The organism is Nostoc sp. UHCC 0870 (assembly GCF_022063185.1).
GTDB lineage: Bacteria > Cyanobacteriota > Cyanobacteriia > Cyanobacteriales > Nostocaceae > Trichormus.
In genome coordinates this window covers 2,984,353-3,005,688 of sequence record NZ_CP091913.1, presented here as the reverse complement: position 1 = coordinate 3,005,688, position 21,336 = coordinate 2,984,353, and the positions used below count along the sequence as shown (strand labels likewise).

Below are 21,336 nucleotides of genomic sequence, written 5' to 3'. Positions count from 1 at the left end.
CTTTATTGAGGTACAAGAACCCCACCCCCAACCCCCTCCCCGCAAGCAAGGCTACCGTGTACACACAAGTCTTAAAATCCCAGTCACCACTTGCTTTATAGCCCTTCAATGTCATTCTGAGTGGAGCGGAGCGAAAGGAAGAATCTCGGACTTCCACCGTAGTCTCTAGATGTTTCATTTCGCTATCGCTACATTCAACATGACAGTTGAGAATTTTCTCAAGGTTCTGAAATGTATGTGGGTAGCACTTGTGTGTACACCGTAGGCAAGCAAGGAGAGGGGGCTATTATATAACTCATGTCCCCTGTCCCCTGTCCCCTGTCCCCTGTCCCCTGTCACCTTCTTAATGAGATACCGCGACCTTTTCATCAATTAATTGTGTATTATTCTCATCCACAATTTTGCGGAATAAATCACCATCAATTGTTTCTTGGTCTGCCAACAAATCTACTAGACGTTCCATTAATGCTCGGTTTTCTTGCAATAATTCCTTAGATGTTTGGTAGCAAATATTGACAATTTCACGAACTTGTGAATCAATCTTGGCAGCTATTTGCTCAGAATATTCTGATTTATTCATCCAGTCACGACCTAAAAATACCTCGTTATTTTGAGTTTCTAGGGATAATGGCCCTAATTCAGACATACCAAAACGTGTCACCATTTGGCGTGCCATTGATGTGACTTTTTGCAGGTCGTCTCCTGCACCTGTTGTCACTTCTGATTTACCAAAAACAATTTCCTCAGCCGCACGACCGCCTAAAGTAGACGTAATTCTGGCTTTGAGTTGGGAACGGGAAATTAAGCCTTGTTCTTCGTTGGGAGTAAACCAAGTTAAACCTTGTGCTTGTCCCCGTGGAATGAGGGTGACTTTCTGCACTGGGTCATGGTCTTTAATTAATGTGCCAATTAAGGCGTGTCCGACTTCGTGGTAAGCAATCAAGCGTTTGCTCTTGCTGTCTACTAGGGGTGTCCCTTCCATCCCCGCGACAACTCGGTCTATAGCATTATCAATTTCGAGGATGGTAATGGCTTCTTTGCGTCTTCTGGCGGTGAGAATGGCAGCTTCATTGAGTAAGTTGGCTAAATCTGCACCGGTGAACCCTGGTGTCCGGCGGGCGATCGCATCTAAAGATACATCAGGATCAACTTTCTTATTCTTGGAATGAACTCTCAAAATCTCCAAGCGACCCTTAAGATCGGGTGCATCAACTATCACCTGGCGATCAAAGCGTCCCGGTCTGAGTAATGCTGCATCTAAGACATCAGGACGGTTGGTAGCAGCAATAATAATAATGCCAGTGTTACCTTCAAAGCCATCCATCTCAGTCAGTAACTGGTTGAGGGTTTGCTCTCTCTCGTCGTTACCGCCACCAATACCCGCACCCCGTTGTCTACCTACCGCATCAATTTCATCAATAAATATGAGACAGGGGGCATTTTCTTTGGCTTTCTTAAATAAATCGCGGACGCGGGAAGCACCTACACCCACGAACATTTCCACAAACTCAGAACCGGAAATACTAAAGAATGGTACAGCAGCTTCCCCAGCGATCGCTTTTGCTAGTAAAGTTTTACCTGTACCTGGAGGGCCTACCAGCAGCACCCCTTTGGGAATACGTGCGCCAACGGCTGTAAATCTTTCCGGTTGCTTTAAAAAAGTGACAACTTCTTGTAATTCTTCTTTAGCTTCTTCAATACCAGCTACATCATCAAATTTCACGCCGGTTTTGGCTTCCATTTGGAAACGCGCTCTCGATTTACCAAAATTCATCGCTTGGCTAGAAGCATTGGTAGACCGACGCAGAAACAGCAGCATTAAAGCCACCAGAGGCAAAATCCACATGAGGTTAATCAATAACCCCACCGCAGCCCTACTATTGGCAGAAGAGACTTGACCAAAATCAACGTTTTTTTCTTTGAGTTTAGAAATCAACTCTGTATTTTGCTCTAATAGCCTCACCTGTTTTGGTGCTGCGTCTGGCTTTTCACCTTTTAAATAAACTTTTGCTATCTGTTCAGTTTCATCCAGTTCTACTTTTTTGACTTGATCTTGATTAATTTTCTGAATTAATCCCCCATAGGTTAAAGAATCGCGTTCCGTCTTTTCTGCTAAAGCAGGATTACCTCCAAACATAGTCGGTAACATAATCAAACTGGCTGCTAATGCACCAGTCCAAGCAACGCGCTTTGGTGATTGCTGTTTCATCAATGCCTTCTTAGCAAAATTTTTCATAAAAATTACCCTTTGTCTGCTGCCATAAGCCGAGCATATTTTTCTGACTACTCTTCTAGCAAAAATTGCGATAACTGGAAATTACTACTTATCTAATCTAGTCTAACTCCCAAAAGAGGCAGAGGGGCAGGGGGACGGAGGGGACAAGGGAGAGGAAAATGCCCTATACCCAATTCTCAGTAATTTGACTGTGGAAAAATAAATCGTTAAGATAATCAACATAGTCGTAATGACTTCGTATTTTACAAATACTTAATGATGGGTGAATTATGGTAAAAATTGTTGGCATCGGCGGTAGTTTAAGACCCAACTCCTACACCCAATTGGCTTTACAAGTAGCAGCACAACGGCTAGAAGCTATAGGTGCAGAGGTAGAAATTCTCGATTTACGACAGTTGCAATTACCATTTTGCACCGGAGCTAAAGAATATTCAGAATATCCTGATGTTCAGAAGTTGCGTGATACTGTACGCAACAGCGATGGATTAGTTTTAGCTACCCCTGAATATCATGGCGGTGTTAGCGGTGTCATCAAAAATGCCCTAGATTTAATGAGTTTTGAGGAATTGTCTGGAAAAGTCACAGGACTAATTAGTGTGCTGGGTGGTCAATCCAATAGCAACGCTTTAAACGATCTGCGGTTGATTATCCGTTGGGTACATGGTTGGGTAATTCCAGAACAAATTGCGATCGGACAAGCTTATGGTGCTTTCAGTCCCGAAGGTAAAATTTTAGATGAAAAGCTTTCTCAAAGATTTGATCAATTCGCTCAAAGTTTAGTTGACAACACTCGCAAACTCAAGGGAGTCAATTAGAAGCGGAAGAGTGCTGTTAGCGGTAGCGCGGCGTTTAGCCGGTGCTGAGTCTTGAGTGTTAAAAAGTAAAAAAGTATGGGCTGATAGCGTTTCCTAATCACATGAGGTATATCATAGCCCCCTCCTTGCTTGCGGGGAGGGGGTTGGGGGTGGGGTTCTTGTACCTACGCTAAAAGCAAATTTAACTCAGCACTCTTAATTGCCAAAAATATTAAATCAATTTACAATAAATATTACGCACACTAAATAAATATTCGATGATTGTTCAACCCGATCATTCTCTAACTACAGAGTCATGGCAGCATAACCTAGCCCCTTATAACTTGGGTTATAGAATCAAACTACTTTCACAGTTACTTACCCGCAAGTTTACTGATAAGCTAGAACCCTTTGGCTTAACACCATTTCATTGGCTGGTTTTATGCTGTTTGTGGCAAGAAGATGGTTTACCTACTTCTAGTATTGGGGAAAAACTTCAACAAGTGGGGGGTACACTAACTGGTGTCCTAGACCGGATGGAAGAACGTGGTTTAGTGCGTCGAGAACGGGATACCCACGATCGCCGTATCTGGCGAATTTGGCTAACTGATGCTGGGAAGGAATTAGAAACTGTATTACCACCGATCGCAGCTGAGGTGCGTGAGGAAGCCATGCAAGGTATTGCTATTGCTGATCGGGAAATTTTTTCCCAACTTCTCAATCGTGCGATCGCTAACCTTTCTTAAGTATTGCTTCTGAATCATCCAACTGGGTGAAGAAATTTCCTAATTTTTTGTAAAAAATACTACGTACACGAAAAAACAGATATAAAAATTATAGACTACGTATATTACGCATTTTAAATATTAATTTCAAAAAAACTAGCATTTTAAATAATTCATGAATCATCAGAAATGGCGGCTAATACCTGTATTTAGCTCAAGAAACTATCGTTTGTTTTTTGCGGGACAGGGAATTTCTTTAATTGGCACATGGATGACGCAACTGGCGACAGTTTGGCTAGTTTACGATTTAACAAAATCACCTCTAATGCTGGGAATTGTGGGATTTTCTAGCCAAATTCCTAACTTTTTTCTTGCTCCCTTTGCCGGAGTATTTGTAGATCGCTTTTCGCGCTATCGTACCTTAATTGGTACACAGATACTATCTATGGTACAGTCGTTAGTGCTTGCCACATTAACATTTACTGGGGTGATTCAAATATGGCAAATCATCGCCTTAAGCCTGTTTCAAGGATTTATTAATGCTTTAGATGCACCAGCTAGACAAGCATTTGTACCAGAACTAGTAGAACACAGAGGCGATTTAGCCAATGCGATCGCTGTCAATTCAACTATGATTAATGGTGCGCGGTTAATTGGCCCGGCTGTGGGTGGTTTATTAATTGCTCAGTTTGGGATAGCGTACTGTTTTTTAATTGATGGGTTGAGTTATATTGCAGTTATTGCTTGTTTATTAGCGATGACCATCAAACCTTGGACAATCTCAGCAAGTCCAGGAAATCCCTTACAAAAAATTCAAGAGGGATTTGTATATGCTTTTAGTTTTCCCCCGATTCGAGCTATTTTAATCCTATCAAGTTTAGTCAGTTTGATGGGACTACAAAATACTATTCTTGTGCCTATTTTTGCTGAAAAAATATTAGCAGGTAATGCAGAAACATTAGGATTTTTGATGGCAGCTTCAGGACTAGGAGCATTATCTGGAGGAATCTATTTAGTTACACGCAGAACAATTTTAGGACTTGGTAAATTAATCGCCATAGCACCAGCAATTTTAGGTGTTGGTTTGATTACCTTTGCTAACTCTAGATTTTTACCAGTTTCTCTATTTAGTATGTTATTTGTAGGGTTAGGAACAATTTTACAAATAGCTGGTAGTAATACATTTTTGCAAACAATTGTAGAAGAAGATAAGCGCGGCAGATTAATGAGCTTATACACAATGTCATTTTTAGGAATGATACCTGTAGGTAATTTATTAGGTGGAGTATTAGCAAGTCATATAGGTGCGCCTAATACATTAATTATTGATGGTGTAGCTTGTATTATTGGGTCTATAGTTTTTTATAGACAATTACCAGGGTTCAAGAAATTTATCTACCCAATTTACCACCAGAAAGGTATTGTAACGTGAGCTTTTAAGAATTGCATTCCTGAAAAGCTCACGTTAATTACCAATCACTAATTACTAACAAATCATTGCCAAGAGGAATTACTATTACTAATAGATTGCAACATTTTTTCTCGCTTTTTACGGGCGATTTCTTGCAAATCAACACTTCTATCAGTCTCATCGACAATTTCACCGGTTATCACTTCCAGCACATCTTCTAAAGTGATTACACCGGCGACACTACCATATTCATCTACTACTACAGCCAGATGTTCACGGGCTTCGATGAAGTTTTTTAGCAGTCTATCTGCTTGAATTACTTCAGGTACGAAGCGAACTTTGCGAGTCAGTGTAGAAATTTGGTGATTTTGATTTCCTTGAACGATCGCAGTGAGTAATTCCTGTTTTAAAGTAAAACCCATGACTTGATCAATCGAGTCATCCGTCACAATAATCCGGGTATGCTGGGAAGCGATAATTTCTGCTGTCGCCTCAGCGATCGTGAGATGTCCGTCGATATGTGTCAGCATAATGCGGGGGGTCATGAGATCCGAAGCTGTGACATCATTGAGTTTAAACACCCTCTGAATCATTTCTGCTTCATTACTTTCAATGATCCCTTCCTGCTGACCAATATTTGCAAGTAGCTTGATTTCTGCCTCATTAGTAGTAGGTCTTTTTTTACCTTTAGAAAAGGGTGCAGTGACGTTTTCTAAAATCCATACTAGGGGTGTAAAGACAATAGAAAGCCCAGTAATGGGTATAGCTGTTAGCATTGCAATTGGTTCACAATACCTTTCTCCTATTGTTTTGGGAATAATTTCACCAAAAATGATAATCAAGAAAGTCAAGACAGCTGAAAATACACCTAACCACCGTGATCCTAATGCTTGAGTTGCAACGCTACCTGTGACGATACTGCCAATAATATTAAAGATGTTATTGAGAATCACAATGGTTGCAATTGGGCGATTCATATTTTCCCGAATCGCCAATAGTGCAACGGCTGACGGGTTATTTGATTGTGCTAATTGTCTGACCCTGAGGGTAGAAACAGAAAACAGCGCGGTTTCTATACTAGAACACAACGCTGAACCTAGAATTACAACAAAGATGATAGTGATTAGCTGTAGCATATTGTTTCCCAACAATGGGAATCGAGAATCTCCTCATGAGTGGCTACCTCTCATTATGAGTTAATATCCACTGTGCTAGTCAAAAACGAGAGTAGAAATAGTAGAGGTTGGGGAATCATGCAAAATATAATAGGCGGAGTACCTGATTAAAGTAACTATGTCACAGCTATTTCCTGGAGAAGTATTCGCCAATACGGCTGATTTTGATCACGGGATTCGTAGTTTATTGCCACGATACGATGAAATACTAGATGTTCTTACCCATTGTCTGCCTTCTAATAGTCATTACATTTTAGAATTAGGCTGCGGTACAGGTGAAGTTAGTCTCAAGGTACTTAAATGCTGTCCAGAGGCGCAAATTATTGCCCTAGATTACTCACCCCGGATGCTGCAATTTGCCCAAGATAAAATCACCGCAGCCGGATACGAACAAAGATGGACGGGAATACAAGCGGATTTCGGTGAATGGGCTATTAATTCAGAAAAATTAGATATTGGTAGTGAATTTGATGCTTGTGTTTCATCCTTAGCGATTCACCATCTTCAGGATGAGATGAAGCTAAAATTATTTAAGCGTATTGCTGCCAGTCTCAAACAAGATGGTTGTTTTTGGAATGCAGACCCAATTTTACCCGAATCGCCAGCCCTAGCGGAAATTTATCAAGAGGCGCGAGAAGAATGGGCAAACCAACAAGGGACTAATTTAACAGAGATTCGCGCTAAAGTTGGTAACAGCAGTCAACAAGGATACTCTGATCAAGACCAACTTGCTACTTTAGACACTCATCTGCAAATGCTGACTCAGGCTGGATTTAAGACTGTAGCAGTACCTTGGAAGTATTATGGGTTAGCCATTTTTGGAGGATTTAGATAGTGGAGAGTAATGAGTAATGAGTAATGAGTAATGAGTTTTGAGTAATGAGTAATGAGTAATGAGTAATGAGTAATGAGTTTTGAGTTTTGAGTTTTGAGTAATGAGTAATGAGTAATGAGTAATGAGTAATGAGTAATGAGTAATGAGTAATGAGTAATGAGTTTTGAGTAATGAGTTTTGAGTGGTAATAGGTAATAGTATTTTAAAAATGTTTTTGGCAGGTGAGATTGGTTAAGCAGCGACTTGATACCTTATTAGTAGAGTTAGATTTATGTACTTCTCGCGCTTTAGCACAGAGGCTAATTCAGGCGGGGGAAGTGATGGTTAATCAACAGGTAATTGATAAGCCTGGGACAGAGGTTGATGCTGCTGCTCAAATTAAGATTAAAGAGCGATCGCGGTTTGTGTCTCGTGGTGGTGATAAACTCGCTAAGGCTTTAGATGTATTTGCGATTCCCATTGCAGGGCGTGTTTGCTTAGATGGGGGGATTTCTACAGGCGGCTTTACTGATTGTTTACTACAAGCTGGAGCTAAATTAGTTTACGGCGTTGATGTCGGTTATGGACAAACCGACTGGGGTTTACGCAATAATCCCCAGGTGAAGTTGCGGGAACGTACAAATTTACGTCAACTAGAACCTGGGGATTTATATGGTGAAGATGACCCGATTCCTGATTTGGCGGTGGTGGATGTCTCGTTTATTTCCTTAACCAAGATTTTGCCTGCTGTCTGGCGACTAACTCAACCCCCTCGTGAAGCAGTGTTGCTGGTCAAGCCTCAGTTTGAAGTCGGGAAATCTCGTGTAGGTAAAAAAGGTGTGGTGCGCGACCCCGATGACCAAGCTGATGCTATTTTCCAGGTGTTGCGAGTAGCTAACGAATTAGGTTGGAGATACAAAGGTTTAACTTGGTCGCCCATTACTGGCCCGGCTGGAAATATTGAATACCTCTTATGGTTACAAACAGAAGGTGAAACACCACCGCTAGATTTAAGTGCTATCCAACAAATGACGGAATCAGCCATAGCTGATTTTCACCAAAAAAGTGCAGTCAACCGTCAACCGTCAACACTCTAAACATCATAAATTAGACACTCTAAAGCCTCTGGATATAATTCGCAGTATTTATCTAAAGCGGTTTTATATTTTAAGGCTTGTTGTTGATGAGATTTTTCGGCTTGTAATTCTTCTACAATATCCCAGGCTACAGCACAATTAGGAGAATTATCGCCACTTTGTTCACAGGTGCTACGGGCTTCTGCGATCGCTGCTAAAATTGCTTTCTCTAAATCTGTAATTCCATTACCACCAGAGTTAACAGTATTTAGACCTACGTTGAAAGTTCCTGTCATTATCTTTATCGCCTCTATTGACTGATATCAAAATGTGATTAATAGCTGATATTCCTAGTTTAGATAGGCTGACTAAAAGATGTAGTGGTGAATACCGTTCTAGTTTTCAACACCTTTTCTTAGTAATTCCTGTCTATTTATTAGCTAACCTGAGTTCGGGATAAGGAAAAGGACAGGTAGTAAGCTGAAAATAACAACAAATCCAGCAGCCTGTCCTATGTTTAGTTTAGATGCTTTGTTCTGTCATGTAGATGATTTCTGTAAAGCGTTTGAAGCGCAATGGCACAAAAAATTGTTAAATCATGGAGGAATAAAACGTTTTCGTGCTAAAAGCTTATGTTTAAGTGAAATCATGACAATTATCATCGCTTTTCATCAAAATCACTACCGGAATTTCAAGCATTTTTATTTAAATCAAGTGAAACAACAGTGGAGTTCTGCATTTCCAGGTCTTCCTTCTTATCAACGATTTATTGAATGGATGCCATCAACCTTGATACCTTTGTGTGTCTATCTGAAGCATTGTTTTGGACAATGTACAGGTATCGGTTTTATCGATTCAACTTGCTTGAAGGTATGTCATAATCGTCGGATTTCTAGGCATAAGGTGTTTGAAGGTTTAGCCGCTCGTGGCAAGACTTCTGTGGATTGGTTTTTTGGTTTTAAGCTGCATCTGGTCGTCAATGAGTTTGGTCAACTCTTAAATGTATCTCTGACTCCTGGTAATGTCGATGACCGTCAACCAGTACCCGATTTACTGAGTGGTCTGTTTGGCAAAATATTTGCCGATAGAGGTTATGTTTCACAAAAACTTGCTTCTCAACTTTTACAAGACTTCGGAATTGAATTTTTTGCCAAACCCCGTCGCAATATGAAGAATAAGCTAATGCGTCTTCATGACAAGCTTTTGTCCCGTAAACGCTCAATTATTGAGACGATTAATGACCAACTCAAAAATATTTCTCAAATTGAGCATTCCAGACATCGATAGCGAAGCGGTAGCCGGTACCCCGGCGTCAGCCCTGTTAATTTTTGCGTTAACGTTCTTTGCGGATTAATCGCTTATTGTCATCAACCTAAGAAACCTAGCCTTCAACTGGAGTGGCTTTTACCTCCTTATCTTTAACCCGAACTCAGGTTAGCTAATAATTGCCATTTCTTTTATGTTGCACTCAAAATTAGATTTGTGGGCGATTATCAGAGGAATTTGATATTAATTGACCAACTATCAATCACAGCAACAATTCAGCCAATATTTTTTATTTAATCTGAAGATTTCATGTTTAATTCTTGTTGCAGCCGATACAGAATAGTATTTTTGTCAACTTGAGAGAGAATTTCTTGAATAACAGTATCAGCACCCAATTGTCCCCAAGTGCAGCCTTTTTCTAGGTAGACTTGAGCCGCTTTCCCTACAGAATATGCACCATAACCAGCAATTCCAGCTTGAGCGATCGCACTACCAGCAAATGCCGTCATATTAATCGGGTTATCACCACTAGTTAACGCTGCTGTACTCTTACCTAATCCTAATAGAAAACTGCTACCTAATTCTCCTAATAATAAACTCCCAGAACTCAATAAAATTGTTTTTAAAATTCTCCCAGCTTCATAGCTAGTCATAGGTAAACCATACAATCTTGCCAAAGCGCGAATTAAAGCTAAATCAGCCACACTTCCACCGAGAATATCGAAGAAAGCTATGGGATTTAACCCGACGGCTAAAGCTTTATATTTGGTAAATCTCCAAATGATATCTTCCGCTTCTTGTTCGCGGATATCAATAGTTTTTTGAGCGATCGCAGCTTCTGCTTCCCGTGCTTGAATCAGTGCATTTAATGCCAATAGCGATCGCCCTTCTCGATTGAGAATATTTAAAATCGTTTCCTTGAGTTCGTCTACCTGTGGCGGAGGCGTTTCCCATTCATAACTGACACTACCATCAGGCCATTCCACCCGGACTTCCATTGGTGCGGGTTCTGCCGCCACCATCACAATTTCATCAGGTAACAGAGGCTGGGTATGGGGATTCGCTGCACCTAATTGCTGTAAATTTTCGTAAATAGCTGCCCTATCTGTATCTGGGTATAAGTCAATTTTATTGAACACCAAAATCAGGGGTTTTTGTGCCTGACGTAATTCCAAAAGTGCCTGATATTCAGTGCGGGTAATATCTCCAGATACCACAAACAAAATTAAATCAGCTTGACGCGCTACATCTTTAGCCATTTGTGCGCGTGACTCACCTTGAATTTCATCTAATCCAGGGGTATCAATTAACTCTACTATCACCTTACCCCCTGGTTGCCAGCGTACAGAACGCGGCCATTGAGTTACACCATTGAGGGGGCCAGTTTGCAAAATCTTGCTTCCCAACACAGCATTTAAGATCGCCGACTTACCACGACTCACCAAACCAAAGGCGGCAATTCTAATTACGTTAGCGTCAAGCTTGCTGAGTGTAGCAGTTAAAGCTTCTATTTCGGGTTTGACTAAAGCTGACAATTCTGGATTAGATGATAAATGCCCTGGTTTGCGAAGATATCCATACCAGGACATTGCTTGTCTGAGACTAGCACGGGCGCGGTTGAGGTGAGTTTCTTGCAAATTACGCACAGAGTTAGTTTGGTTCAAAGTTGGACAAACAACAGGCTATATTTCTATTTTGATCTATGAATCTGCCTTATCACCCTCGCTTTCATCATCTTCAATAGTAAAATCGCTGATGTAGTCACGCACAACGCGCTCAAAAAATAAGGGCGCAGGTAAGGCTGTCCAATCGCTGTAGTGACCAAAGCCATAGCGTAGTGACTCTACAAAGGCGGCTAAGTCGTCAGGGTTGTCTTCTGGTTGGCGTAAGGTAACGACAATCTCAAGGGGGTTGGGAGTAGGCCAGCGACCTGCAAACGGAGCTTGTTTAGTGAGTAAATTAGTTTTTTTATCTAGACTGTAGGTTGATCGATAGCAACTTTGACCACGAGTATATTGATGTGGTAATTCACGCGCCACAGATAGATAAGCTACGCATCCAGTTTTGTTAGTCGCGCTGAGTCGAAATAAACCAGTCGCACTAGATGCTGAAGGAATTTCTATGTCAGGTGGCAGTTTTTTGAGTTCTTCTTTAGTTCTAGTATCGTCTAGATAAGTCTCTATTAAATGTCTGGATTTTTTTTCAATAATGCCAGGAGCAAGTTCTTGGCGAATACGAATTATACGTGCGCCTTGCCAGTTAACTTGCATATCTTGATACGAATTAAGGCTAATTTAATTAGCATTTATTCTAATATCAGCTAACCAAGGCCATAGTTGAACACAGTTGGAAGAATCAATCATAATCAGTGGTTGTTTACCTTCCTCTACAGAATCAGAAACAACCTGTTCCACAAAGTCCATGAATCTAGTCTTGCGTACCTCTTCTTTATCAGCCAGTTTAATGGGAGTAAGTTCAGCAACAAAAGCTCGTGCAGCAGAAAAACTAATCCACGGAATGATTGCTAAATTTCCTTGTTTTGTCCATTAGGATTTGGATAAAACTGTCGCGCCATTATTAAGCAGAAAGTTGGCTGATTGAGCTTTTTAATCTGTTGTGCGGTGGATTCCCATGCTTTAATTCGCTCACGCGATCGCTCTTTAGCCTTCAACTCTTTTCCTGGTAGAATCTCTTTTGGCCCATGAGTATATTCTGGCAAGCGACTAATTTCTACTTTAAGTATGTCTCCCCACAAAAGTTGAGTAACTTTCTGCAACAGTTTCACTTCTGTTTGTAGTTCAGCTTCATAAAAGATAAATAATAAAGGTCGTTCATTGGGATACAATCTCTGCATCGCTGTCTGGTTTGCTTGAATCAAGTCTTGAAGTTTAGTTGTTTGATTCAGTGTACCTACCTTGAATTGAAGAGCTTTTCTTCCCCAATGAATCCCTTCTAAACGAATGCCAAAGTGTTTACTTAGTAAATCATCAATTTGTTTATCTTTGAATTGATCGAGATATTTTGGTGTAAACTCAAAGTTGGTATTTGTTTCCAGAGCTTCCAAAACACTACCAAGCAGTGTAGGAAGATTAATCATACGTGTCGCTTTCTTTGTTTCCTTCAAGTCATGGCTTGGTTTAACCAAAGAATATTTATCGAATATTTCCATTCCTAGTGGTTGAAGAATTTTAGCAATCGCCTCAAACGCATCTAATTTATCAATCTCTGGTACACCTGTTTCAATACCATATCTTTCTGAAGTTTCTTCGTCGTCTTCTGAATTATCTTGAAGTCCATTACGGTGAGTAAGAAGTACCTCACAACTATCAGTAGAAGCTAAACCCAAAGCGATTTCTTGACCATCAAAAGATGACCCTAGATTTAATTTTCTCCGTAGGATTTCAAAATCTTTATCTGTTTTCCAAACCCATTTTATCTTCTCTTCCTTGTTATTTTTACCATTTTTGCTGTTTTTATCTCGTTCGGCTTTGACTTGATAGCTAAAGGCGCGATCAGTATGCTCTTGAGAAAATATGAAGCCGCTAATATTTCTGCGGTCATATTTAGGAGGTTTTAACTGAGTTAACCAGCGACGTTTAGAAACCTCAACTTTTAATAAAGGTTGATGTAAAGATGGATAAGTCACAACTTCCAAACTTACTACAAAACTAAATTTTCCTTTTTTATTATCTAAGGATTTCGGTTCAGTAATTAGTTCTGCAATACTAGAGTTAAATGTTGTATTGCTGGAAATAATGTGTTTAATTGACCCTAACTCTGGAAAAATTACCTGTCCAGCAATTTGACGAGCCACATAATCTGCAAGCATTCGATACGCATATTTATCTTTAGCTTTAGCTTGAGTTGTATCTGTCTCTTTATCCCAAGTCCAAGGTAATACTTGAGATTTGAATGAAGAAACTTTTATTAACTCTGCTCTTTCTTGCAAATCTTCCAAGCGGTTAATAATTTCTATCGATATATCTTCCTTCTCAGCAAATGGTTTGAGATAGTTTGTCAACCAATCATTAATAATTGGGCGAAGCATTCTATTTATTTCTTCTTCATTGCCACCAGTAAAATAAACAAAAGGTTCTGGCAACTTATCACCTTTAGCATAATTTAAGGCATATTTGCTAAGACCTACTTCTGGTTCAATTCTTGCTGCATCTTTTAAGACTACTTGTAGAAAATTTCGCAATGAGCCATAAGGAACATTTTTGACATTAGCTCCTTTTTGAATCTCGCCAAAACATTGCAACGCTGGTTTTGTCCAAGTAAGAGTACAACCCTCTACTATAATTGGGGGGAGTTTATCTGGTACGGTGAAAGCTAAAGGAAATTTGGCAATTGGTTTGATTGCCCCTGGCTGAATATATAATGTATCTGAAACAAAATCACCTTCAGTTTCTTCGTCTTCCTCTTCTGCCAATAAATCTTCTTCAAATTTAATCTCATTATCAAAATTATTCATCATTTTTACATCTCCAATAGTTGTGAAAATTCATCGAAACCTGCTTCTTCATCCGCCGATTCTTCTACAGAATGTAATTCACCAGGATAAATTACTCCTTGAATGTGTTGTAAAGGTTCTAGAAATGCGCCATACAGTTCTTGATAAATTTCCCGAATTACGGGGTCTTCATGGTTAACACATTCTTCTAAAATAATTCGCATCTGAACCAGCATACTATCTCGTCCAGAATCGGGCTTACCTTCTGTTGATTTTTTAGCCCAAGCTGCATCAACAAAATAAACTGATACTGGGCATCCATTCCGCATTCCTCGACCGATTGTTTGCAGAATAGCTACCATTTGATTAGCCGTAAATGATTTGAATAGTTCAGTCCCTAAACGGCTTGCCATTAAGGGTTCACGTAACAATCTATTGGCAATTAACCACAGGTCTTTTCTTGATTGTCGCCAAGCTGTTGCTATGGCATTCAAATCTTCTGACTCACTAAAAACTTGACTATCAAATTCTTGTGTTGCTCGTCCTGCCAAGCTATACAAAAGCTGCATATCATCTTTAGTAGGGTGAGGACGAGTGAGGAAATAAATTGCGCCAATTGCTGCATCTAGTTTTCTTTCTCCTTTGGTAAAAACGATATTGACACCTCTACCAATTGCCAGCATGGGAAAAATTAAAACGTGACAGTTTTCATCATCTCCTAATGCTTCACATTGAGCAGAAGTGACAAAATCTTTTGGTTGTTCCCCTTCTTTTAGAGACTTAACAACTGCTTTTGTATGCCTACCAATATCAGGATAATAGTTATTGATATATTTTTTGATATGGCGTGCTTGGTCATAACCATTGACAACTAAAGCTGCTTTACGGCAAATACCAGACTTGACATCAAATCTATTCATAGCTTTATAAATTTCAGAGTTAGTAGTTCCTCCTTTGACAAGAGCATCTACCATCATCTCAAGATTACGTTTTTGCAGGTCGCCAGCACCGCTATATTTGAGGGGTTCATCACCCCGTTGACTATCTGAAAACCATTTGAAACGATAAACGCTGGGTTCTCGATTATCATCTGATGTACGCGGTTTTGCTTTGAGTAAATAATGTGGTCTGGCGTTAATATGATAGGCAGGACTAGCTTGTAAAAATGATGTGGCTGAGGTAATTAAAATAGTTGGACTTGCTTGTCCATTATCTGCCTCTAACAACCGATGAAAGCGGTGCATTAACATCCGAGGCGCACCTACAAATGTAATGTAAGATAACTCCATATTTCTAGCCGCAGTGCGCGTTGTTAGTGCTTTGAAAAAACTGTATCGCACACCAGAAAATGAACCTAAAATACTTTCGGGAATGAATTTTCTGAGTTCTGGTGATGCAGTGGATTCTACAATTGGTTCACGAATGAAGCCTTCTGCAACCATTGTTCTCGTCCCTGGTACAATTCGCTGATAACCTAGAATTACGAATGTAACAGTTATAAGTAGTTTAATTAAATCCTCAGCTTCTATAGTTAATTGATGCTTGGGAAAACAGAGTTTAAAAAATAATTCAATAATTTCTTGAACGATCGCATCACGTTGTTTAATCAGATTTTCAGCTAAGTAACGACGGAAATGATGAATGAGATTTTTCCATTGCTGTTCTAAGGTTTCTTTGTTTATGCCTATATAATGAGGCCAAAAATCAGCTTTAAAATCTTGAGGGTTATTAACTCCTGTGCGGTCATAAAAGGCGTTATATGCTGCTTTTTCCCAAAATTCAGCTAAGGCTCGACTTCTGGTAACTTCTGTTTTGGCTTCTTGTTCATCAATTTCATCTTGTTTAGTGGATTTTTTAACACTATTCAAGAGTTCGCTAACAATCCGTAATACAGTCAATAATTGATTTTCGTAACGTTCTTTTACCCGCGACCCTGACATATTATGGATGGTAGTAATCAAAGAGGTATTATGATTGCCAAATTCCGCTAAGTCACGGCTGTAAAGTTCTATATCCCGATCAAATAGTCGATAGTTTTCACCACGAGCAAAGCGATTATGAATTTGTTCGAGAATTACTTTATGAATTGAGTGTTCTGAGCCAGAAATACTTAAAGTTGCCGCCCCATAATCATCTAAGACTTTTTGCACCATGTCGCCTTCGTCGAAAACAACTAGGTCAAAGGTACGAGCAATTAATTCAAAATATCGTAATTGTTCGTAAGTCGCATGGGGTGATATTTGAGTATCAAGCGATCGCACATGACCAACCCAAATATTCGCATCCAATAAATCTCGCTGTGCTTTGTTGCGACCGCACATTGTCCATAGAGGACACAGGCATTTTTTCATCTTTCCCTGTTTCCCCCCTCCTTGCAATATCCCGTTGCAAGGTGCGTAACCAAAGCCCCAAAAAGACATATCCGCAGTAGAAAAGGCTGGTAGAACACAGTTGAGTCCGAAAACTTCCGCCTGTTCTAAGGTGTAAGCAAAACCACCATTATTTCCGGTAGCGGCGATCGCTTCCGCAATATTGTCTGCATGGCGGCGACGAGTTTCATCACCTTGACCAACAAGCATTCCCACCTTAACTTGATGAAATGCTAAATCAGCCATGTACTGTCTAGCAACTTCAATGGAAGGAAAAACAAACATGGCTTTATAGTCATGTAGCCCCAACCAGACAGCTATTAACACCAGCAATGTTGTTTTACCTGACCCTGGTAAACCAATTAAGTGCTTGATATCCTCCAGTTCCAGCACATCATCTTCTTTCCGCAGTCCTTTTCCAGCCTCCGACACCATCAGGTCGAAGCGTTCAAAGCGATCGGCCCAATTACCTAATCGTCGTTCAGGATCTTGCTTCTCACGTTCGTCCATCTCATGAGCCAAATCACGCAGTTCTTTTAGGGGAATGCAAATCTTTCCTCTTGGTTGGCGGTTGAGGGAATGTGTACGATGTGCAGCAATCGGTGCAGTAATACGAGGAATGTCTAACTTTACGGAGGTTGAGTCTTCACCTAACGCCACAGCCATTGGCTGACGAGGATCAGCAACTGTAAAACCATAGGTTTCGTATGGCAAACAGGTACTGAGAATTTGCCGCGCCTTTGTAATTAAAGAATCTTCTAAAGCATCAGTCCTATGAAAGTGAAGTGTTTCAATATCAATTTCATACGTCCCTTGAGTATTATTGCAGTAATGATAATTGATATAGAGAGCGATCGCGTGTTTCACTGATTGGTGGGTTACATAAGCCAGTGACATCTGCCGCATATTGAAAATAGCTTGACGGGCTTGTGCAAAGGTAGGTGCATTTAAAATGCTGTCCATACCTGACATTACTACTGGTGCATACTCCAGTGAATTAGTGCCGATAAATTCTTCCATAAAGACGCAAAGCCAACAAATTCGCTCTGCACCTTTCCAAAAATCAGGTTTGGTTCGCATAGGGCATCTTCTTTAAAAACTCAATGACGGCGGAAACTGACATAATCTCTAAACTGGCCGCATCACCTTTTTTATCCAGTGTTGATTTGAGGGTGGAAATGTAGCTTGGGTTATCCTCAATTAAGCGATCGCTCACAGCCAAAATCCGACGACGATAATAAATCAGCCCGCCAATACTACGATTGAGCCGTAAAGCCAGAGTCACGGGACTTGTGTAAGATTTAGCATCAATCCCAATTACTTTTCCATTAATCGCTATATCGCATAAATCTGACTCTGGATAAAGTTCAGCATCTAGTCCGTTTTTTCTAGCTGTATCAAATATGGCTAATTCGTCAATTGCTGGGCCTGTCCAGTAAGTAAGAATTTGTGGCTTGGCAATTCGTAAAATATCTTTGTCGGGATCTAGCTTCTCAGATACTTTTGGCAATTCATGGCCAATACACTGGCGAATAGGACAACGCCCTTGTGCAAAAATTCTATTGTTAGATTGAGGTCGCATAAGTGTGCCACAGTGGGCGCAACGGTGTGCTGAACCATTAATTAGCCAAATATCCGGTACTAAATCGAAAAAATTATCAAGAATTATTCCCTGTAAAGGAGTTAAGTCATTGTCAACCAAGTAATCAAATAGTTGGCGTTGTCCAATCAGAGAATACCTACCAAGCAACTCTCGTAATGCAGTGTAAGCCTTATGTTGACGACGACCGCCCAATCTTTGAGTTGCGTCGCATAAGTCAGTATAAAGCCGATGTTCAATGACGTTATTTTCACCAAAACCGCTACTGAGGTTGGCAATCTCGGCACAGTCTGAGGTAGGAACTCGCAAATCTGGATCAATGATGGTTGCGTTAGCAAAGCGAAAGTCTGATTGGCTAAAAATTCCTAACCCCCAACGCTCAGAACCAAGTGGGTAGCGTGCGTTATCCAAAACAGTATGTACACAAGCCGCGCGATCGCATTGTCCTTCTTCAATATATAGACGACCCAATTTGCACATTGCTTGATAGAGTTCTGGCGGCAATGTACTATCCTCTTGACGAACAATTTGTTGCCCTGGTAGCAATCGGTCATATTGGCGAATAATTCCTTGTGCTAACAAAACTACGGCATCTTCTGCCAGATCCATTGCTGGTCTGTGTCCAGTAGGTAACGGCAAGGAAGTTGCGGTGATTGCAGGTAGCCACGTCGGGTCTTGACCTTGAGCCTCTGCCAGAATTTGCATCTCCAAAGTATCTTCAGAGAAAGAAGGTAATACTTGAGCGATCGCTGCTAGTGTCCAACCCTTCTTTAGTAGTAAAGTTGTTGCCAATCCCTCCAACATTTGACGGAATCCAAATTCCTGCCCTTTCGGTTGTGATAGCAGTTGCTTTGCTCTCCACGACCGCACGGTTCGCAAGGCTGGTGGCTCTACTGACAGTCTCAAGCGTTCAATCTGGCGTTTAAGTTCTTTTGTCAGTGCCTCCGCAGTTCCCTGCCATTGACGCACGCTTTCAAATTTCATATATTTGATTTACATCAATATGTGTTTACATTAAATGATGTAAATTGTAATGTCAAGATTAAAGAAAGTAATTTTTTCTCACCTAGTACCAAGGTAAATACGGTTTCTTCGGAGAGGGATATTTAGCGAAGTTATTCAAAATCTAGTGTAATATATTACCTATACATGAGTACAAACAAATTCAATCACATCAGCCAGGCCTTGTTGAGTTTTCAAATTGGTAAAAATAAAAGGTTTATCACCGCGCATTTTTTTTGCATCTCGTTCCATGACACTTAAATCTGCGCCCACATAGGGGGCAAGGTCAGTTTTATTAATTACCAGTAAATCAGATTTAGTAATACCGGGGCCGCCTTTGCGGGGGATTTTATCACCAGCTGCGACATCAATGACGTAAATGGTTAAATCTACCAATTCAGGACTAAAGGTAGCAGCTAAATTATCACCACCACTTTCTAAAAAGACTAAATCTAGCTGAGTGAAACGCTGTTCTAGTTGTTCAATGGCTGCCAAATTCATCGAAGCGTCTTCTCGGATGGCAGTATGGGGACACCCACCAGTTTCTACGCCCAAAATGCGATCGCTAGTTAAGGCTTGAGAGCGTACCAAAAACTGAGCGTCTTCTTGAGTATAAATATCATTCGTCACCACAGCAATTTGATAGCGATCGCGCAATGCTTTACACAAAGCATCTACTAAAGCCGTCTTCCCTGAACCAACAGGGCCTGCTACACCTATACGAAATGTGGTCATAAGTTCAAACAAATCAATTCTCAATTATTCGGTCTGCATTTGTGCTACTTTCTGCCGAATTAAGTGATCAATTTCTGCAATCCCTGCTGGTGATTGGAGCATAGTAAATGTTTCTGGAGATGCTACAGATGTGAAACGATCAACAAAGGCATAAAATGCTGCTTTATCTTGCGGATGAGCAACTACAATAAGCTCTTAGTTCAGCTTTTGTCATCTTGTTAAAATCAATCTTCACTAGAGAAATCTCCAACGACCATTACGATATATCTCTATTTGTATATTATCGCCAGACAAAATGAAGACATTGCCTGTGCGATCATATTAAGGATTGTTACTTAGTTTCTCATAACTGAGACTGAGATAGGCATCATCTTTTATGTTCTATATTGTCTGGTTCAAAGAACAGACACTCAAGTTTTATAGATAACCAATATTCAAGGAGAGCGAAATGCTTGACGCTTTTTCTAGAGCTGTAGTTTCAGCAGATGCCAGCACTTCCACCGTATCTGATATTGCTGCCCTCAGAGCCTTTGTTGCTAGTGGTAACAGACGTTTGGATGCAGTAAATGCGATCGCTAGTAACGCTAGCTGCATGGTTTCTGATGCTGTAGCTGGAATGATCTGCGAAAACCAAGGTTTAATCCAAGCTGGTGGTAACTGCTATCCTAACCGTCGCATGGCTGCTTGCTTACGCGATGCTGAAATCATCCTCCGCTATGTAACCTATGCTCTATTAGCTGGTGACGCTTCAGTTCTAGATGATCGTTGCTTAAACGGTTTGAAAGAAACCTATGCGGCTCTAGGCGTACCCACCACCTCAACCGTGCGTGCTGTTCAAATCATGAAGGCTCAAGCAGCTGCTCACATTCAAGACACCCCAAGTGAGGCTCGTGCTGGTGCTAAGTTGCGTAAGATGGGAAGTCCTGTTGTAGAAGATCGTTGCGCTAGCTTAGTTGCTGAAGCTTCTAGCTACTTCGATCGCGTAATTTCTGCTCTGAGCTAATTAATTGCTAATTGCAATTAACTCAACAGATTAACATCCAACACATTTTAAATTAAAAGCCTTTTGGGAGATTGAAGAAATGAAATCAGTTGTTACCACCGTTATTGCATCAGCAGATGCCGCAGGTCGTTTCCCTAGCACCTCTGATTTAGAATCAGTACAAGGTTCTATCCAACGTGCAGCTGCTCGTTTGGAAGCTGCTGAAAAGCTAGCTAACAACATTGATGCAGTTGCAACCGAAGCTTACAACGCTTGTATCAAAAAGTATCCTTACTTGAACAATGCTGGTGAAGCTAACTCCACCGATACCTTTAAAGCTAAGTGCGCTCGTGACATCAAGCACTACTTGCGCTTGATCCAGTACAGCTTGGTAGTTGGCGGTACAGGCCCCTTGGATGAATGGGGTATTGCTGGTCAACGTGAAGTTTATCGCGCTTTGGGCTTGCCCACCGCTCCTTACGTTGAAGCATTAAGCTATGCTCGTAACCGTGGTTGCGCTCCTCGTGATATGTCTGCTCAAGCATTGACTGAGTACAATGCACTACTTGACTACGCTATCAATTCTTTGTCCTAGTCAATTGCTAGGCTTGTGATTTGGTGATGGGGTAGTCTTTACCCTGCAAGTCTGGAGGTTCTTGGCTCTTTGCTTTGCCTGTTAAGGTTGAGTAAGGGGAAAG

General features: G+C 40.7%; 17 protein-coding genes and 2 pseudogenes. 8 read left to right on the top strand and 11 right to left on the bottom strand.

Annotated features, from left to right (window positions below):
- Nucleotides 1–343: 343 nt before the first annotated feature.
- Nucleotides 344–2,236 (bottom strand): ATP-dependent zinc metalloprotease FtsH, encoded by a 1,893-nt coding sequence (gene ftsH, locus L6494_RS13025; RefSeq protein ID WP_330911082.1) that lies wholly within the window; start codon nucleotides 2,234–2,236, stop codon nucleotides 344–346.
- A gap of 269 nt (nucleotides 2,237–2,505) precedes the next feature.
- On the opposite strand from ftsH, the gene L6494_RS13020 reads away from it, so the two are divergent.
- The 3 genes from L6494_RS13020 (at nucleotide 2,506) to L6494_RS13010 (ending at nucleotide 5,187) form a co-directional block, all read left to right on the top strand.
- Nucleotides 2,506–3,051: an NADPH-dependent FMN reductase gene (locus tag L6494_RS13020; RefSeq protein ID WP_237995518.1), complete on the top strand. Its 546-nt coding sequence runs from the start codon at nucleotides 2,506–2,508 to the stop codon at nucleotides 3,049–3,051.
- Nucleotides 3,052–3,308: 257 nt separating this feature from the next.
- Nucleotides 3,309–3,776: a MarR family winged helix-turn-helix transcriptional regulator gene (locus L6494_RS13015; RefSeq protein WP_237995516.1), complete on the top strand. Its 468-nt coding sequence runs from the start codon at nucleotides 3,309–3,311 to the stop codon at nucleotides 3,774–3,776.
- A 154-nt stretch (nucleotides 3,777–3,930) separates the two neighbouring features.
- Entirely contained in the window at nucleotides 3,931–5,187 is a 1,257-nt protein-coding gene (locus L6494_RS13010; protein WP_237995515.1) for an MFS transporter, read from the top strand.
- A 62-nt stretch (nucleotides 5,188–5,249) separates the two neighbouring features.
- On the opposite strand, the gene L6494_RS13005 is transcribed toward L6494_RS13010, so the two are convergent.
- Nucleotides 5,250–6,302, bottom strand: coding sequence for a hemolysin family protein (locus tag L6494_RS13005; protein ID WP_237995513.1), 1,053 nt, complete (start codon nucleotides 6,300–6,302; stop codon nucleotides 5,250–5,252).
- Between the two features lie 157 nt (nucleotides 6,303–6,459).
- Here L6494_RS13005 and L6494_RS13000 point away from each other — a divergent pair, with 157 nt between their 5' ends.
- A complete protein-coding gene (locus L6494_RS13000; protein ID WP_237995511.1) occupies nucleotides 6,460–7,176 on the top strand; it encodes a class I SAM-dependent methyltransferase in 717 nt (238 codons plus the stop codon).
- A gap of 227 nt (nucleotides 7,177–7,403) precedes the next feature.
- Nucleotides 7,404–8,252, top strand: coding sequence for a TlyA family RNA methyltransferase (locus L6494_RS12995; RefSeq protein WP_237995509.1), 849 nt, complete (start codon nucleotides 7,404–7,406; stop codon nucleotides 8,250–8,252).
- Here the strand turns inward: L6494_RS12995 and L6494_RS12990 are convergent.
- Nucleotides 8,249–8,527, bottom strand: a complete 279-nt coding sequence (locus L6494_RS12990; protein WP_237995506.1) for a Calvin cycle protein CP12 — start codon at nucleotides 8,525–8,527, stop codon at nucleotides 8,249–8,251. The two genes, L6494_RS12995 and L6494_RS12990, sit on opposite strands and share 4 nt — an antisense overlap.
- Nucleotides 8,528–8,744: 217 nt before the next feature.
- Between L6494_RS12990 and L6494_RS12985 the strand changes: the two are divergent.
- A pseudogene (locus tag L6494_RS12985) lies at nucleotides 8,745–9,653 on the top strand (IS982 family transposase).
- Between the two features lie 137 nt (nucleotides 9,654–9,790).
- Here L6494_RS12985 and L6494_RS12980 read toward each other — a convergent pair.
- From L6494_RS12980 to L6494_RS31155, 8 genes and pseudogenes are all read right to left on the bottom strand, one after another.
- Nucleotides 9,791–11,143 carry a GTP-binding protein gene (locus L6494_RS12980; protein WP_237995993.1) on the bottom strand — a complete coding sequence of 451 codons (1,353 nt, stop codon included), beginning with the start codon at nucleotides 11,141–11,143 and terminating at the stop codon, nucleotides 9,791–9,793.
- Between the two features lie 54 nt (nucleotides 11,144–11,197).
- Nucleotides 11,198–11,956: pseudogene (locus tag L6494_RS12975) on the bottom strand (RNaseH domain-containing protein).
- A 65-nt stretch (nucleotides 11,957–12,021) separates the two neighbouring features.
- Nucleotides 12,022–13,974 (bottom strand): pPIWI_RE module domain-containing protein, encoded by a 1,953-nt coding sequence (locus tag L6494_RS12970; RefSeq protein ID WP_237995504.1) that lies wholly within the window; start codon nucleotides 13,972–13,974, stop codon nucleotides 12,022–12,024.
- 2 nt (nucleotides 13,975–13,976) lie between these two features.
- Nucleotides 13,977–17,399, bottom strand: coding sequence for a hypothetical protein (locus L6494_RS12965; protein ID WP_237995501.1), 3,423 nt, complete (start codon nucleotides 17,397–17,399; stop codon nucleotides 13,977–13,979).
- A complete protein-coding gene (locus L6494_RS12960) occupies nucleotides 17,383–18,903 on the bottom strand; it encodes a restriction endonuclease-related protein (RefSeq protein WP_237995499.1) in 1,521 nt (506 codons plus the stop codon). Before L6494_RS12960 ends, L6494_RS12965 begins: the two co-directional genes overlap by 17 nt.
- A 159-nt stretch (nucleotides 18,904–19,062) precedes the next feature.
- Entirely contained in the window at nucleotides 19,063–19,656 is a 594-nt protein-coding gene (ureG, locus tag L6494_RS12955; protein WP_237995497.1) for an urease accessory protein UreG, read from the bottom strand.
- Between the two features lie 24 nt (nucleotides 19,657–19,680).
- Entirely contained in the window at nucleotides 19,681–19,845 is a 165-nt protein-coding gene (locus L6494_RS31160; RefSeq protein WP_442947012.1) for a DUF6887 family protein, read from the bottom strand.
- Nucleotides 19,846–19,890: 45 nt separating this feature from the next.
- A complete protein-coding gene (locus tag L6494_RS31155; protein WP_442947011.1) occupies nucleotides 19,891–19,950 on the bottom strand; it encodes a hypothetical protein in 60 nt (19 codons plus the stop codon).
- 154 nt (nucleotides 19,951–20,104) lie between these two features.
- On the opposite strand from L6494_RS31155, the gene cpeB reads away from it, so the two are divergent.
- Together cpeB and cpeA are read left to right on the top strand one after the other, a co-directional pair.
- Complete coding sequence (gene cpeB / locus L6494_RS12950; protein WP_237995495.1) at nucleotides 20,105–20,659, top strand: C-phycoerythrin subunit beta; 555 nt, start codon at nucleotides 20,105–20,107, stop codon at nucleotides 20,657–20,659.
- A gap of 79 nt (nucleotides 20,660–20,738) precedes the next feature.
- Nucleotides 20,739–21,233, top strand: coding sequence for a C-phycoerythrin subunit alpha (gene cpeA / locus L6494_RS12945; RefSeq protein WP_190703025.1), 495 nt, complete (start codon nucleotides 20,739–20,741; stop codon nucleotides 21,231–21,233).
- Nucleotides 21,234–21,336: the final 103 nt, after the last annotated feature.

Excerpts from the sequence above, each read along its gene's own strand:
- ftsH (WP_330911082.1), bottom strand. The coding sequence starts at position 2,236 with ATGAAAAATTTTGCTAAGAAGGCATTGATGAAACAGCAATCACCAAAG.
- L6494_RS13020 (WP_237995518.1), top strand. The coding sequence starts at position 2,506 with ATGGTAAAAATTGTTGGCATCGGCGGTAGTTTAAGACCCAACTCCTAC.
- L6494_RS13015 (WP_237995516.1), top strand. The coding sequence starts at position 3,309 with ATGATTGTTCAACCCGATCATTCTCTAACTACAGAGTCATGGCAGCAT.
- L6494_RS13010 (WP_237995515.1), top strand. The coding sequence starts at position 3,931 with ATGAATCATCAGAAATGGCGGCTAATACCTGTATTTAGCTCAAGAAAC.
- L6494_RS13005 (WP_237995513.1), bottom strand. The coding sequence starts at position 6,302 with ATGCTACAGCTAATCACTATCATCTTTGTTGTAATTCTAGGTTCAGCG.
- L6494_RS13000 (WP_237995511.1), top strand. The coding sequence starts at position 6,460 with ATGTCACAGCTATTTCCTGGAGAAGTATTCGCCAATACGGCTGATTTT.
- L6494_RS12990 (WP_237995506.1), bottom strand. The coding sequence starts at position 8,527 with ATGACAGGAACTTTCAACGTAGGTCTAAATACTGTTAACTCTGGTGGT.
- L6494_RS12970 (WP_237995504.1), bottom strand. The coding sequence starts at position 13,974 with ATGATGAATAATTTTGATAATGAGATTAAATTTGAAGAAGATTTATTG.
- L6494_RS12965 (WP_237995501.1), bottom strand. The coding sequence starts at position 17,399 with ATGCGAACCAAACCTGATTTTTGGAAAGGTGCAGAGCGAATTTGTTGG.
- L6494_RS12960 (WP_237995499.1), bottom strand. The coding sequence starts at position 18,903 with ATGAAATTTGAAAGCGTGCGTCAATGGCAGGGAACTGCGGAGGCACTG.
- ureG (WP_237995497.1), bottom strand. The coding sequence starts at position 19,656 with ATGACCACATTTCGTATAGGTGTAGCAGGCCCTGTTGGTTCAGGGAAG.
- cpeB (WP_237995495.1), top strand. The coding sequence starts at position 20,105 with ATGCTTGACGCTTTTTCTAGAGCTGTAGTTTCAGCAGATGCCAGCACT.
- cpeA (WP_190703025.1), top strand. The coding sequence starts at position 20,739 with ATGAAATCAGTTGTTACCACCGTTATTGCATCAGCAGATGCCGCAGGT.